Origin of the sequence: Exiguobacterium sp. AB2 (genome assembly GCF_000696055.1) — a bacterium.
GTDB classification, from domain to species: domain Bacteria; phylum Bacillota; class Bacilli; order Exiguobacteriales; family Exiguobacteriaceae; genus Exiguobacterium; species Exiguobacterium alkaliphilum.
In genome coordinates this window covers 1-15,229 of the sequence record NZ_JNAA01000102.1, presented here as the reverse complement: position 1 = coordinate 15,229, position 15,229 = coordinate 1, and the positions used below count along the sequence as shown (strand labels likewise).

12 protein-coding genes are annotated in these 15,229 nt (G+C 53.9%); all 12 read left to right on the top strand.

Annotation, left to right across the window (positions count from 1 at the left end):
• The first annotated feature begins 11 nt into the window (after positions 1 to 11).
• Positions 12 to 2,216, top strand: coding sequence for a translation initiation factor IF-2 (gene infB, locus DI14_RS11905; protein ID WP_034808827.1), 2,205 nt, complete (start codon positions 12 to 14; stop codon positions 2,214 to 2,216).
• Between the two features lie 18 nt (positions 2,217 to 2,234).
• Entirely contained in the window at positions 2,235 to 2,582 is a 348-nt protein-coding gene (gene rbfA, locus DI14_RS11900; RefSeq protein ID WP_034808825.1) for a 30S ribosome-binding factor RbfA, read from the top strand.
• Positions 2,583 to 2,628: 46 nt separating this feature from the next.
• A complete protein-coding gene (truB, locus tag DI14_RS11895; protein ID WP_034808824.1) occupies positions 2,629 to 3,537 on the top strand; it encodes a tRNA pseudouridine(55) synthase TruB in 909 nt (302 codons plus the stop codon).
• Positions 3,538 to 3,552: 15 nt separating this feature from the next.
• A complete protein-coding gene (locus tag DI14_RS11890; RefSeq protein WP_034808822.1) occupies positions 3,553 to 4,479 on the top strand; it encodes a bifunctional riboflavin kinase/FAD synthetase in 927 nt (308 codons plus the stop codon).
• A gap of 124 nt (positions 4,480 to 4,603) precedes the next feature.
• Positions 4,604 to 4,873, top strand: coding sequence for a 30S ribosomal protein S15 (rpsO, locus tag DI14_RS11885; protein ID WP_015881433.1), 270 nt, complete (start codon positions 4,604 to 4,606; stop codon positions 4,871 to 4,873).
• 132 nt (positions 4,874 to 5,005) lie between these two features.
• On the top strand, positions 5,006 to 7,222 hold the full coding sequence (pnp, locus tag DI14_RS11880) for a polyribonucleotide nucleotidyltransferase (protein WP_034808820.1): 2,217 nt from the start codon (positions 5,006 to 5,008) through the stop codon (positions 7,220 to 7,222).
• Positions 7,223 to 7,273: 51 nt separating this feature from the next.
• Positions 7,274 to 8,491 carry a pitrilysin family protein gene (locus DI14_RS11875; protein WP_034808818.1) on the top strand — a complete coding sequence of 406 codons (1,218 nt, stop codon included), beginning with the start codon at positions 7,274 to 7,276 and terminating at the stop codon, positions 8,489 to 8,491.
• A 51-nt stretch (positions 8,492 to 8,542) separates the two neighbouring features.
• Positions 8,543 to 10,036, top strand: a complete 1,494-nt coding sequence (locus tag DI14_RS11870; RefSeq protein WP_235193466.1) for a UDP-N-acetylmuramoyl-L-alanyl-D-glutamate--2,6-diaminopimelate ligase — start codon at positions 8,543 to 8,545, stop codon at positions 10,034 to 10,036.
• Between the two features lie 3 nt (positions 10,037 to 10,039).
• Positions 10,040 to 11,293 carry a lipid II:glycine glycyltransferase FemX gene (locus DI14_RS11865; RefSeq protein ID WP_034808816.1) on the top strand — a complete coding sequence of 418 codons (1,254 nt, stop codon included), beginning with the start codon at positions 10,040 to 10,042 and terminating at the stop codon, positions 11,291 to 11,293.
• Positions 11,290 to 11,943, top strand: coding sequence for a M15 family metallopeptidase (locus tag DI14_RS11860; RefSeq protein ID WP_034808814.1), 654 nt, complete (start codon positions 11,290 to 11,292; stop codon positions 11,941 to 11,943). The genes DI14_RS11865 and DI14_RS11860 overlap by 4 nt, the downstream gene beginning before the upstream one ends.
• A 95-nt stretch (positions 11,944 to 12,038) precedes the next feature.
• Positions 12,039 to 13,706: a ribonuclease J gene (locus DI14_RS11855; protein ID WP_034808812.1), complete on the top strand. Its 1,668-nt coding sequence runs from the start codon at positions 12,039 to 12,041 to the stop codon at positions 13,704 to 13,706.
• 56 nt (positions 13,707 to 13,762) lie between these two features.
• Positions 13,763 to 15,229: DNA translocase FtsK (locus tag DI14_RS11850; RefSeq protein WP_235193465.1), on the top strand; the 1,467-nt coding region annotated here is incomplete at its 3' end.

Below are 15,229 nucleotides of genomic sequence, written 5' to 3'. Positions count from 1 at the left end.
AGGTGGATGCTTTGGGAAAACGCGTCTATGAATTTGCAAAAGAACAGAACGTAACAAGTAAACAAGTCATTACCCAGCTCGAAAAATTGAACAAGCCGGTGAAGAATCATATGGCTGTTTTAGATGAGGAATCGGTGAAACAATTGGATCGAATTTTTAACCCTGAGAAATATCGTGCGGCTGAACAGAAAGCGGCACCGAAAGCGGCGACTGAACAGCCGAAAGAGCAACCGAAGCAAGAGAAGAAAGAAGCGCCAAAAACGCGTCAAGCTGCTCCGCAAGGCAATCAATCAAACCGCGGCGGAAGCAACCGTTTCGGTGGGAACAACCGTAACGACAACCGCAACAAGAAACGCGGAAAAGGGAAAGGCAAGCCGGCGAAGGCAGCCATCCCGCAAGAAGCGGATCCAAACTCGAAGACGAGCCAACGGAAAGCTGCGCGTCTCGCACAAGAGGCGGAGATGGGCAACGTCATCAAGTACGAGGACGTCTTGAGCGTATCGGACTTGGCCTCGAAAATGAATAAAAAGCCAAACGAGATCATCATGAAGTTGATGGGTCTTGGTGTCATGGCGACGATCAACCAAACGCTCGATGACGAGACGATTGAATTGCTCGCATCAGAGTTCGGGTTTGAAGTCGAGAAAGAGGTCGTCGTCGATGAAATCGACTTTGAGACGGTCGAAGTCGACTTCTCAGAATATGACCTTGAAGAACGCCCGGCAGTCGTGACGATCATGGGTCACGTCGACCATGGTAAAACGACGCTTCTCGACTCGATTCGGAACACGAAAGTCGTTGCCGGCGAAGCAGGTGGCATCACACAGCATATCGGTGCGTATCAAGTACAAGTCAACGACAAGAAGATCACGTTCCTCGACACACCTGGTCACGCCGCCTTCACGACGATGCGTGCTCGTGGGGCCGAAGTGACGGACATCGCGATCATCGTCGTCGCAGCGGATGATGGTGTCATGCCACAGACAGAAGAAGCGATTTCGCACGCGAAAGCGGCGAACGTTCCAATCATCGTCGCAGTCAACAAGATGGACAAGGAAGGGGCGAACCCCGACCGCGTCAAACAAGAGTTGACTGAATTCGGATTGATTCCTGAAGAGTGGGGCGGCGAAACGATTTTCGTTCCGATTTCAGCCCTTCAAGGTGGAGGCATCGACGAGTTGCTCGAGATGATCCTTCTCGTTTCAGAAGTCGAAGAATACAAATCGACGCCTGACATGCCAGCCCGCGGTACGGTCATCGAAGCGAAGCTCGACAAAGGCCGTGGTCCAGTCGCGACGCTTCTCGTTCAACACGGAACGCTTCGCATCGGAGACTCGATCGTCGTCGGCAGCACGTTCGGTCGTGTCCGGGCGATGGTCAACGATATCGGTCGTCGTGTGAAAGAAGTCGGTCCATCGACCCCGATCGAAATCACAGGATTGAACGACGTTCCGCAAGCCGGTGACCAGTTCATCGTGTTTGAAGACGAGAAGAAGGCACGGGCCATCGGGGAAAAACGTTACCAACGTTACCTCGAATCACAGCGTCGTGAGTCGGCGAAAGTCAGCCTTGACGACTTGTTCAGCCGGATTCAAGAAGGCGAAGTGAAAGACTTGAACGTCATCATCAAAGCGGACGTTCAAGGTTCAGCGGAAGCACTCGCTGGGTCACTCCGTAAGATTGACGTCGAAGGCGTCAAAGTTAACATCGTCCACCAAGGTGTCGGTGCGATCACAGAAGGTGACGTCATCCTCGCCTCAGCTGCGAACGCCATCATCATCGGTTTCAACGTCCGTCCTGACGGGAATGCCCGTTCTATGGCGGAACAAGAGAACGTTGAAATGCGTCTCCATCGCATCATCTATAACGCCATCGAAGAGATCGAGAGCGCGATGAAAGGGATGCTCGACCCAGAGTTCGTTGAAGAGATCACAGGACAAGTTGAAGTCCGTGACGTCTTCAAAGTCTCAAAAGTCGGAACGATCGCAGGATGTTACGTCACGGAAGGTAAAATCTCACGTGACGCCGGTGTCCGTGTCATCCGTAACGGGATTGTCGTCTACGAAGGCAAACTCGACACGCTCCGCCGCTTCAAAGATGATGTCAAAGAAGTTGCGACAGGTTATGAGTGTGGAATTAAAGTCGAGAAGTTTGATGACATCAAAGTCGAAGACGTCATCGAAGCGTTCGTCATGAAAGAAGTCGAACGGAAATAAAGCGAGGAGGGAACACGTATGAACATTCGTGCCCAACGCGTCGCTGAACAGATGCGTAAAGAAATCACAGACATTTTACTTCGTGAAGTGAGCGATCCGCGTACGAAGAACGCGACGATCACGAGCGTCGAAGTGACGGGAGACTTGCAACAAGCGACCGCCTATTATACCGTGCTCGGAGACGACGCTGAAGTAAAGGCAGAGACGCAAGCAGGACTCGATAAGGCGAGCGGTTTCATCCGCCGTGAAATCGGCAGCCGCATCCGTCTTCGGAAAACACCGGAATTGACGTTCGCGTACGATTCATCGGTCGCATATGGTAGCCATATCGACTCGTTGATTCGCGACTTGAACAAAGGCGAATAATGGAAAGGGGGACTCACGTCTCCCTTTTTCATGTGGAGGGAAAAACATGGAACCGACAGGAGTACTCATCCTTGATAAAGATGCCGGCATGACGAGTCATGACTGTGTCTTCAAACTGCGCAAGTTATTCCAAACGAAAAAAGTGGGCCATACGGGCACACTCGATCCAGAAGTGACCGGGGTGTTGCCGATTTGTCTCGGTCGGGCGACGAAGTTATCACGCTTTTTGACGGACGAAGGGAAGCGATATGTTGCCGAGGTGACGATTGGGACGGCGACGATGACCGAGGACGCCCATAGCGAAGTTGTCGAGGCGCGTGACGTCGAGGCAACGGCGTTCACGGCCGCAGACGTCGATCGTGTCCTACAGACGCTGACCGGAACGATTGAACAGATTCCACCTTATTACTCGGCTGTCAAAGTGAACGGGAAGAAGCTGTATGAGTATGCTCGGAAAGGGCAAACGGTCGAACGGCCGCGCCGGATGGTCGAGATTCACCAACTCGTAAGGACGAGCGAACTTACGTTCAATGACAACGTCTGTCGTTTCCGAATCGAAGTCGACTGCGGGAAAGGGACGTTCATCCGCACACTCGCCGTTCAAATTGGCGAACAGCTTGGGTATCCGGCGCACATGAGCGACCTTCGCCGAACCATGTCGGGTTCGTTCGATGAAGCGGCCGCAGTCAGCCTTGAGACGCTCATGGCGTTTGAGACGGTCGAGGAACGGATGCACTATGTCATCCCGCTCGAAGAAGTCATCAAACGCTGGCCGACGATGACGATTGCGGCGAACCGGGAACGGTATATCCGTAACGGCGGCAAGTTGAACGACGTCTCGCTCGAATTCGAGCTGTTTACTGTCTATAATGAAGAAGGAATTCCGCTCGCCCTCTACCGACGGCTTGACGGAACGACAGACGCAACAGTCGAGGTCATGTTGACGATCGACTAAGGGGGAAACGAAAGTATGGAAACGATACATCTCACATATCCCGAGACGCCGGACGTTGTCCCTTCGGTCATGGTGCTCGGATTCTTCGATGGTGTCCACACGGGCCATCAAGCCGTGATTCGCCATGCGCAGGAACAAGCGGAGCGGCTGAACGTACCGGTCACGGTCGTCACGTTCGACCCACATCCGAAGCAAGTGCTGTCCAACAAACCGGACGCGGTGCGTTACATCACGCCGCTCTCGCGCAAGTTGAAGCGCATCGAATCGCTCGGAGTCGAACGCTGCCTCGTCTTGACGTTCACGAAAGAACTCGCGGGCCTATCGCCGCAACAGTTTGTCGACGACTATTTGATTGGCGCCGGTGCCGTCCACGTGACGGCCGGATTTGATTATTCGTATGGCAAGTTCGGGGAAGGGACAATGGAGACGATGCCGTTCCATGCCCGCGGTCGCTTCACGACGTCGGTCGTCAATGAACAGACCGAGGGTGGGGAGAAAGTTTCGTCGACCCGGATTCGAAAACTGCTCGGTGCCGGGGAAGTGGATGCGGCGGCAACGCTGCTTGGTTCCCCTTATGTGATTTGTGGGGAAGTCATCCACGGAGATGCCCGCGGACGCACGATTGGATACCCGACGGCGAACGTCGTCATGGACGCCTCTTACGTCATGCCACGGCTCGGCGTGTACGCGACGCGGGTCCGGTTGCGTGACGGTCGGACGTTTCATGCGATGACGAACGTCGGGCGGCGCCCGACGTTTTATGACACGGGCGACGTCTCAATCGAGAGTCACTTGTTTGATTTCTCTGAGGACTTATACGGACAATTGATTGAGATCGAATGGGTCCGATTCATTCGCAACGAGCGGGCGTTCGACGGCCTCGATTCGCTCATCGCGCAGTTGAAGCAAGACGAGACGAAGGCCCGCTCAATCCTATCTTGACTTTAAACACGGACTCCTGTATTCTATTTTGGTACGCAAAGTACACCGTTTCGCTTGGCTGATCGATTCACCAACGTCGGCTCGGCAACGCGGCAATTTTATTTAATTGGAGGTGGAGAGGCAAATGGCACTCTCAAAAGAACGTAAGAATGAAATCATCGCGGAATACGCGACAAAACAAGGTGACACTGGTTCACCGGAAGTTCAAGTTGCAGTATTGACTGAACAAATCAACACATTAAACGATCATCTTCGTACACACAAGAAAGACCACCACTCACGTCGCGGTCTTTTGAAAATGGTTGGACGTCGCCGTAACTTGCTTACGTACCTTCGTAACAAGGACGTTACACGTTACCGTGAATTGATTCAACGCCTTGGTCTTCGTCGCTAATCCGACCGGACCACGTGACGGGCTGGGACATTTGTTCCTAGTCCGTTTCTTCTTTTTTAAAAGGAAAATCATTAGACATTCGTAGGTATGAGTTACATAATAAACTAGATAAGGTTTGAGAGGAGAATGTTCATGTTAGGTACGAAACAAGTATTTTCTACAGAATGGGGCGGACGTCCGCTATCTGTAGAAGTCGGCCAACTCGCGAAACAAGCGAACGGTTCGGCGCTCGTGCGTTACGGTGACACGGTCGTGCTCGCCACGGTAACCGCATCGAAAGCACCAAAAGATTTAGATTTCTTCCCGCTTACGGTCAACTACGAAGAAAAACTGTATTCGGTCGGTAAAATTCCAGGAGGATTCCTTCGTCGGGAAGGTCGTCCTGGTGAGAACGCGATTTTGACGTCACGTCTCATCGACCGTCCGATTCGCCCACTCTTCCCGGATGGATTCCGTCACGATATCCAAGTCATGATTTACGTCATGTCAAACGACCCGGACTGCTCGGCAGAGATGGCCGGTATGCTCGGAACGTCGGTCGCCCTTTCAATCTCGGACGTCCCGTTTGACGGACCGATTGCCGGTGCCACGGTTGGCCGCATCGATGGCGAGTTCATCGTCAACCCGACGACGGAACAACTCGAAAAGACAGAACTCGAGCTTCAAGTCGCCGGTACGGCTGACGCCATCAACATGGTTGAGGCCGGTGCGAACGAAGTCTCAGAAGACATCATGCTCGAGTCAATCTTGTTCGGTCACGATGAGATTAAAAAGCTCGTCGCGTTCCAAAACGAGATCGTCGCAGCTGTCGGGAAACCGAAATTCGAATATACTGTGTCGAAGTTTGACGAGACGTTGTCAGCTGAGCTCGAAGCGGCCCGCCCTGAAATCGTCGAGGCCGTTCAAGTCGAAGAGAAGCATGCCCGTGACGAGGCGATCAATGAAGTCATCGCCAAGTACGTCGCGATTTACGAAGAGCGTCTCGCGGACGAGCCGGCCAAGTTGAAAGAAGTGTCTGGCATTTTGAACAAGTTCGTCAAAGATGAAGTCCGCCGCTTGATTACACTTGAGAAGGTCCGTCCTGACGGTCGCCGTCCTGACGTGATTCGCCCGCTCGCTTCGGAAGTCGGCTTGTTGCCGCGCGCCCACGGCGTCGGTTTGTTCACACGCGGTCAGACGCAAGTCATGTCGGTCGCGACACTTGGCGTCATCGGTGATGCGCAAATCATCGACGGCATCGGTCTCGAAGAGAACAAACGCTTCATGCACCATTACAACTTCCCGCCGTTCTCGGTCGGTGAAGCGCGTCCGGTCCGGGCACCAGGTCGTCGTGAAATCGGTCACGGGGCACTCGGTGAGCGTGCGATGCTCCCGGTCATCCCGAAGGAAGCGGATTTCCCGTACACGATTCGTCTCGTGTCGGAAGTACTTGAGTCGAACGGTTCTAGTTCACAGGCTTCAATCTGTGGCTCGACGCTCGCCCTCATGGACGCTGGTGTACCAATCAAGGCCCCGGTTGCCGGGATTGCGATGGGTCTCATCATGGAAGGCGAACACTACACGGTCCTCACGGATATCCAAGGGCTCGAAGACCACCTCGGCGACATGGACTTTAAAGTCGCGGGAACGAAAGACGGAATCACGGCACTTCAAATGGATATCAAGATTGCAGGGATCACACGCGACATCTTGGTCGAGGCACTCGAACAAGCGCGTGTGGGCCGTCTCCATATCTTGAGCCACATGCTCGAGACGCTCGATGCGCCACGTCCGCAGTTGTCGAAGTATGCACCGAAGATTGTCACGATGACGATCAACCCGGACAAGATTCGCGACGTCATCGGACCAGGTGGGAAGATGATCAACAGCATCATCGACCAGACCGGTGTCAAAATCGATATCGAACAGGACGGAACGGTGTTCATCGCCTCGACCGACCAAGACGGCATCGACATGGCGATGGCGCTCATCGGTGACATCGTCCGTGAAGTCGTCGTCGGCGAAGAGTTCGACGCGACCGTCCGCCGGATTGAGAAGTTTGGTGCGTTCGTCGAATTGTTCAAAGGAAAGGACGCACTCGTCCACGTCTCAGAGTTCAGCTTAGAGCGTGTCGCGAACGTCGAAGACGTCGTCAAACTTGGCGATACAATCAAAGTCCGCGTGACCGAGATTGATGACAAAGGCCGCGTCAACGCTTCACACAAACTGCTCATCCTTGAAGGGTTGTCACCGGAGGAACGCGAAGCTTATGAAGCGAAACGGAAAGCGCAACGTGAGAGTCGCCCACCACGTGATAGCCGTCCGCCGCGTCGTGACGGAGATCGTCGCCCGCCAAGATCGACAAACTAATTCATGCTGGCCATCGTCTATCGCGATGGCCTTTTTCATAGGAGTGATAAGATGGAATGGATCACATTAGACAACGGCGTCCGCATCGTCATCGAACCGATGGCAGACGTCCGGAGCACGTCGACCGGGGTGTTCATCAAAGCCGGGACGCGCACTGAAGACAAGTCCGAGATTGGAATCAGTCATTTGATTGAACACATGCTATTTAAAGGGACGAAGACGAGGTCGGCGAAAGAGATCGCCTCGTTCTTCGATGAGCTTGGTGGTAGCGTCAACGCCTTCACATCGAAAGACCATACGTGTTATTACGTGAAGACACTCGACGACCACGCTTTGATCGCGTTTGACGCGCTCGCGGACATGCTGTTCAACTCGGTCTTCGATGAAGCCGAACTCGAGAAGGAAAAACGCGTCGTACTCGAAGAAATCAAAATGTATGAAGATACACCGGAAGACCTCGTCCACGAACTGCTCGCAACGGCCGTCTATCAAGACGACGTGCTGGCCGAACCGATTCTTGGGACGGAGTCGAGCGTGCTCGGCCTCACCCGCGACCAGTTGCTTCGATACGTGGAAACACGGTATACAGGCAACCGCGTCGTCGTGTCGATTGCCGGACACGTGCCGGATGAACTCATCGAGGCCGTTAAAGCGAGGTTTGCCGGTCTCCCAACAGGGGAATCTTCGAAAGAATCGACCGTACCGACGCTACACGCCGAGGTCGTGAAAAAAGAAAAAGAGACCGAGCAAGCCCATCTCTGTTGGAACTTCGAGGCGATTGCCGCGACCGATGACCGGTTACCGCATCTGGCCCTGCTGAACAACGCCATCGGGGCGACGATGTCATCCCGCTTGTTCCAGTCGATTCGCGAAGAACAAGGGCTCGCCTACTCAATCTATTCGTATTATACGACGTTCGACGATCACGGGACGTTCACGATTTATATCGGGACGTCGAAAGACACGCTCGACCAAGTCGAGTCGATTATGGACCGTGAACTCGCGGCGTTGAAGACGAGCGGCTTGACGGACGACGAAGTCGAGAAAGGGAAGCGGCAACTGAAAGGCTCGCTCGTTCTCGGCAATGAGAGCACGAGCGCGCGGATGAATCGCAACGGCCGCAACCTCGTCCTATTAGATGAGGTGGAACCGATCGATGTCGTCCTCGATAAAGTAGACCGGATCGAGACGCGTGACGTGAACGCCCTCATTCGTGAAGTGCTCAGCCATGCTCCTGCCAAATCTTATGTCCTTCCGTCCGAAGACTGACTTGAAACCGAATTGTAAGTTCTCTACACTGATTAAGAGGTATTCTTTACTTTGGACAGGATACAGGTGAAAGAAGGGAAAGACTTGAACTTAACCGATTTAGCAAAACACATTCAATTGATTAACCAACTATCAAACTCTGACATCAACGTGACCCACGTGACGACCGACTCGCGCGAAGTCGTCCCCGGGACGCTGTTCGTCGCGATCAAAGGGTACACGGTCGATGGACACGACTACGCCGCGACCGCCGTTGAACGCGGTGCCGTCGCCATCGTCAGCGACCGTCCGCTCGACGTGCCGGTACCGAACTTGGTCGTCCGGGACAGCTCGAGAGCCGTCGGACTGTTGGCTTCAGCATTTTATGGCTACCCGTCAGAACAGATGCGCATGTTCGGCATCACCGGGACGAACGGGAAGACGACGACGACGACGATTTTACGCGACGTCCTCGCAGAGCTCGGGCATAGTACCGGCTTGATTGGGACGGTCGAAGTCCGCATCAACGACCGGGTCGTACCGAGCAAGAACACGACGCCGCAAAGTTCAGAACTGCAGCAACTGTTGGCGCAGATGAAGGCCGAAGGGGTGACGGACGTCATGATGGAAGTGTCGTCACACGGGCTCGAACTCGGCCGTGTCATCGGCACCGATTTCGATATCGTCGGCTTCACGAACTTGACCCATGACCATCTCGACTTCCATGGCACGTTTGATAATTATGCCCGTGCGAAAGGGTTGCTCTTCGCCCAGCTCGGTCAAATCGCGTCCCGTGGCAAAGTCGCCGTCTTGAATGCGGACGATCCATATAGCAAGCTCTATGAGACGATGACGGGTGCGCGTGTCATGACATACGGCATCGACGCCCCGGCTGACGTCTTGGCGACGAATATCGTGCAGACGTTGTCTGATACGAGTTTCCATCTTCACTATCAAGGGGAGAGCTTGCCGGTGACGGTTCAGTTCATCGGACGCTTCAACGTGTACAATATTCTCCTTGCGACAGGGTGTCTGCTCGCTGCGGGTTATTCGCTCGCGAAGATTATTGAGGCGCTCGAGGCGATTCATCCGGCCAAAGGGCGGATGCAACGGCTCGACGTGCCTGGTTATAACGTCTACGCTGACTATGCCCACACGCCGGATGGTATCGAGCAATGTTTGAAATCGCTCGTCGGCGTCCCGAAGGAAGACATCATCTTCTTGATTGGGACGGGCGGCAATCGTGATGTGACGAAACGACCGACGATGGGCCAGATGGCCTCAAAGTACGCCGGCACGGTCGTCATCACGACGGATGACCCCCGCTTTGAAGCATATGACTCCATCACGAGCGGCATCGCTTCAGGCATGACGCACGACAACTTCGTCGAGATTGGTGACCGTGAAGAAGCGGTCCGATATGCGGCAAGCCTCGCGAAACCGACGAACATCGTCGTCTTGGCCGGAAAAGGGCACGAAAAATATCAAATCATCGGCAACGAAAAAATTCCGCTCGATGAAGAGAAAATTGTTCGAGCGACAATCTTGAAGACGGAGGAATCATGATTTATGGCAGTACAACCTATCAGTTTGACAGAGAAACAGCATGACGATTTCGTCAAAGCCCATGACCGGGGAGATTTGCTCCAACTTTCAAGTTGGGCCAGCGTCAAGCGTCAAAACGGTTGGTCAGGAGAACGCATCGCCGTCGGGACGAACGGAACGACGACAGGGGTCGCCCTGTTATTGTTCAAACAAGTGCCGAAGCTCCCGTTCACGCTATGTTACGCCCCGCGTGGCTTCGTCGTCGACTATGACGACACAGAGTCGCTCAAAGTATTGACCGAAGAGGCGAAACGTGTCGCGAAAGACCGACGTGCCATCACGATCAAAATCGACCCGAACATCGACCGCGATGAAGTCCCGGGCTTGATGACGGAGATGACCGAGCTCGGTTTTATTCATAAAGGGTATGGCGGCGGATTCGATTATGCACAGCCCCGCTTCACGATGGAAACGGATTTGCGCCCGAGCGAGAAAGAGATTTTCGGGAAGTTTCACCATAAGTTCCGCTATAACGTTCGGCTCGCGGAAAAGAAAGGCATCGTCTGTACCGAGGTCGGTCGTGACGGTCTGAAGACGTTCGCCGAGTTGATGAAAGTGACAGGGGAACGGGACGGATTTTCCACGCGCGGACTCGATTACTTCGAGAACCTGTATGACTGCCTTCAACCGAATGACGCCCGCCTGTTCTTGACGAAACTCGAGCCGAGCCTTGCCCTCGAGCAACAGCGACAGACGCTCGAGAAAGCGACGCGAGAGCTCGCGAAAATCGAGCGGGCGCTCGAGAAGGAGACCGTCGAGAAGAAACGGTCGAGCTTGACGAATCGCGAGAAACAGACACGCGAACAGATTGAAAAAATCGAGACAGCGTTGCCGGAGCTCGTCGAACTCGACAAGCGCTATCCGGACGGCCTCGTCTTGTCGGGTGGTCTGTTGACGCTCGCCGGTCGCCGCTCGTACTACTTGTACGGCGCGTCATCGAACGAGTTCCGTGAATTCATGCCGAACCACCTCATGCAATGGACGATGATGCAAGCCGCAAAAGAGAGCGGAGCCGAACGGTACGATTTCGGCGGCGTCTCTGGTAAAACGGACCCGGACGATGAATACGCGGGACTTTACGCCTTTAAGTCAGGGTGGGGCAGTGACATGATTGAGAAGGTCGGAGAGTTCGACCTCGTCTTGAATCGTCTGCTCTATTTCGCCCTCGAAAAAGGACTTCCGCTCGTCAAAGGACTCCGTAAACGGTTCAGACGATGAAGTGGACCGGTGTCTTGACGTTCGCGATGGTCGCGTTTCTCGTCGGCATCTTCTTGGCGTACTCGTTTTCACGTCCAGGACCGACGCCTTGGGTGGATGAGCCATCGTTTGAGGCAGGGATGTGCAATCGGGCACCACAAGCCGAGCAGCCGATTGTCGAGCGGAGTGAGCGCGCCTTCTCGAACTTACATCCGCACGTCCGGGAACGAAGCGAGACGTTTGTCCGGCTCGCCTATTCGTGCCTTGGGCTCGAGGTTCGCCTGACGTCCGGTTATCGCTCCGAAGACGAGCAAAACGCGCTCTATGCGCAAGGTCGATCGGAGCCTGGCCAAATCGTCACGAACGCCAAGGCCGGACAGAGCTACCATAACTATGGACTCGCCGTCGATTTCGTCATCATCCATGACAACCGGGCCGACTATGATTTGTCATCTGACCACAATCGTTCCGGTGTGCCCGACTGGCAAGAACTCGGTGAGCTCGGCAAGGCGCTCGGATTCGAGTGGGGCGGCGATTGGCGTAACTTCCCCGACTATCCGCACCTGCAGATGGACTTCGGATTGTCGATTCGACAGCTCGCAGCAGGCAAGCGGCCAGGGGAACAAGCGACGATGCCGCTCGCCGATGTTTTAAAACCTCTAGTCGATTGAACGGAAATGTTGGCAATGAAGCCGTTTTCCGATACAATATTCAATAGCGATAAGTGGACGAACCAGAATATGAATCATCTAGGAGGTTTTTGTTAGTGTCAAAGAAGAAGACAGAGAACATTAGCGTCTTTGCGCTTGGAGGCGTAGGCGAAATCGGGAAGAACATGTACGTCGTGGAACTAGACGACGACATCTTCGTCATCGATGCCGGTCTCATGTTCCCAGGCGATGAGATGCTCGGGATTGATATCGTCATCCCTGACATTACGTATTTGAAAGAGAATAAAGACCGTGTCCGTGCCATTTTCATCACGCACGGTCACGAAGACCATATCGGTGGACTCAGTTATGTGCTCCGCGATTTGAAACACGTCCCCGTCTACGGGACGAAGTTGACGCTCGGTTTGATTGAGCTCAAATTGAAAGAGGCAGGCTTACTTAAAGAAGTCGACCTTCGATTGATTGACGCCAAAACGAAATTGACTATCGCTGATCATTTCATCACGTTCTTCCGCGTCAACCACTCGATTCCCGACTGCGTAGGGGTCTGCATCCAAACGTCTCAAGGGGCAATCGTCCATACGGGCGATTTCAAATTCGACTATACACCGGTCGATGGGAAACAGTCTGATTTCAATAAATTGGCCGCAATCGGGCAGCGAGGCGTCCTCGCCTTGTTATCAGACTCGACGAACGCGGAACGTCCGGGTCAAACCGGATCGGAGTCAATCGTTGGTGCCGAATTGAACGACGTCATCTATCAGGCGGAAGGGCGCGTCATCGTCGCCTCGTTCGCCTCGAACGTCCATCGTTTGCAACAAGTGTTCGCAGCGGCGGAAGCGAACGACCGGAAAGTCGCGGTCGTCGGCCGCAGCATGGTCAACATCGTCGAAGTGGCCCAAAAGTTGAACTACCTTCGTTTCAAGCCAAAAACGCTCGTTGAACTGTCACAAGTGAACCGTTTGCCTGACAACAAAGTCGTCATCTTGACGACCGGTTCACAAGGGGAACCGATGGCAGCGTTGACACGGATGGCACGGAACGCGCATAAACAAGTGAATATTCGCTTGAATGATACGGTCGTCATCGCTGCGACGCCGATCCCGGGTAATGAGAAGTCGGTTTCGAAAACGATCGACCTCTTGTTCCGTTCAGGTGCGAACGTCATCTATAACCAGCGGAAAGTTCACGTATCGGGACACGGTTCGGCTGAAGAGTTGAAGCTCATGCTCAACCTCGTCAAGCCGAAGTACTTCCTCCCGATTCACGGAGAATACCGGATGCAAATGGCGCACTCGAAACTTGCAGAACAAGTCGGCGTCAAATCAAATAACATCTTCATCGTCGAAAAAGGCGATGTGGTCGAGTTCACGGGTCGTAAGGCCCGGATGAGCCGTAAAGTTCCGGCCGGTAACGTCTTGATTGACGGAATCGGTGTCGGTGACGTCGGGAACATCGTGCTTCGGGACCGTCGCCTCTTGTCGCAAGACGGCGTCGTGCTCTGCGTCGTCACGTTGAACCGGAAACAAAAGAAATTGATTTCAGGCCCCGAGCTCATCTCGCGCGGATTCGTCTATATGCGTGAATCCGAAGAGATGATTTCTGAGGCGAACCGAATCGTCACAAAGCAAATCGAGAAGAGTCTCCAAGCTGGAAGCGATTGGACCGAATTGAAATCAAATATTCGTGAGCGGCTCAGCGTCTTCTTGTTCGAGCAGACGAAACGTCGTCCGATGATCTTGCCGATCATCATGGAGATATAATGAATTGAGGCAAAAGTCATCTGACTTTTGCCTTTTTTTTATAGGAGGAATCGAAAGTGACACAAAAAAAGGTGGCTCCAAAGTCAAGGAAAACACCGCCAAAACGGAAACGACCGGCTCCGAAAGCTCGAAAGAAACAACCGATTCCGTGGCGTACATATGGGTGGAGCGCATTCGTTCTTGCCGTGACGGCGTTCATCTTTTCATTATTTGAATTCGGCTGGGTCGGCACACGGACTTCCATGCTCGCCGTCACGTTATTTGGAGGCTGGGGAGCATTGACCTATCTCGCGATCGGCTTCACGTTGCTCATCTTTTTGAGCGATTGGAGGCCGAGCCAGCGGACGGGAATTTTCTTACTGTTCCTCGCTTTTCTATTGTTTGGCGACCTCGTCTGGGGGGCTGAGCGCGGAGCGATCAATGGTGCGCTCTATGACATGAATCATTACTTACTATCCGATTTCGGTATCATCTTCCTCGGAATCATTTGTCTTGTCGTCGGGATTTCTTTACTGTCCCCGACGATTTGGCGCAGTGCCGGCCAAAGACTGCTCGAGTCCGGTCGAGCGATCAAGCAAGAGTGGCAAGAACGGGAGCGCCCGGAACGAAAGACGGCTCCGGTTCGGAAAAAAGCGACGGCTTCCGTTCAGCGTGAATCAAAGCCATTGACCGAACCGTCAGAACCTGAACCGGAAACCGATGCGGTGACGATTCACGACATCCCAATCGTCGGATTCAGTGAACAAGTCGTCGCCGAGAAGCAAGAACAAAACCAAGGCACGAAAGCGGCAGAAAGCACGGATCAAGTTGCGGACATGGCGACCGAAGATATGATGATGACGGCAGCGCAAGACGTCTCGGACACGTATGAGCTCCCGACGTTCACCATTTTGTCCGAACCGGTCGTCACGGACTTATCGGGTGAGAACACCCGTTTGAAAGCGAATGCGACAAAACTCGTCCAAACGCTCAAGTCGTTCGGTGTCGGTGTGAAAGTGTTGAAAATTCATCTCGGACCGACCGTGACAAAATATGAGCTCCAACCGGATATCGGTGTGAAAGTGAGCCGGATCACATCGCTCAGTGACGACTTGGCGCTCGCTTTGGCGGCGAAAGACATTCGCATCGAGGCGCCGATTCCGGGCAAGGCGGCCATCGGGATTGAAGTGCCGAACCAAGAGGTCGCCCCGGTGTGCTTACGTGAAGTGCTGGAGGCCGATACGGTCAAACGTGAGGCGTCACCGTTACTCGTCGCGCTTGGGCGCAGCATCAGTGGCGAGACGGTGACCGTCGCCTTGAACAAAATGCCGCACTTGCTCGTAGCCGGGTCGACGGGCTCGGGGAAGTCGGTTTGTATCAACGGCATGATCGTGTCGATTTTGATGCGGACCCGGCCGGATGAGGTCCGATTGATGATGATTGACCCGAAGATGGTCGAGTTGAACGTCTATAACGGTGTCCCACACTTGTTGACGCCGGTCGTCACCGACCCGAAAAAGGCGGCACAGGCGCTCAAGCAAGTC

Excerpts from the sequence above, each read along its gene's own strand:
- rbfA (WP_034808825.1), top strand. The coding sequence starts at position 2,235 with ATGAACATTCGTGCCCAACGCGTCGCTGAACAGATGCGTAAAGAAATC.
- truB (WP_034808824.1), top strand. The coding sequence starts at position 2,629 with ATGGAACCGACAGGAGTACTCATCCTTGATAAAGATGCCGGCATGACG.
- DI14_RS11890 (WP_034808822.1), top strand. The coding sequence starts at position 3,553 with ATGGAAACGATACATCTCACATATCCCGAGACGCCGGACGTTGTCCCT.
- rpsO (WP_015881433.1), top strand. The coding sequence starts at position 4,604 with ATGGCACTCTCAAAAGAACGTAAGAATGAAATCATCGCGGAATACGCG.
- pnp (WP_034808820.1), top strand. The coding sequence starts at position 5,006 with ATGTTAGGTACGAAACAAGTATTTTCTACAGAATGGGGCGGACGTCCG.
- DI14_RS11875 (WP_034808818.1), top strand. The coding sequence starts at position 7,274 with ATGGAATGGATCACATTAGACAACGGCGTCCGCATCGTCATCGAACCG.
- DI14_RS11865 (WP_034808816.1), top strand. The coding sequence starts at position 10,040 with ATGGCAGTACAACCTATCAGTTTGACAGAGAAACAGCATGACGATTTC.
- DI14_RS11860 (WP_034808814.1), top strand. The coding sequence starts at position 11,290 with ATGAAGTGGACCGGTGTCTTGACGTTCGCGATGGTCGCGTTTCTCGTC.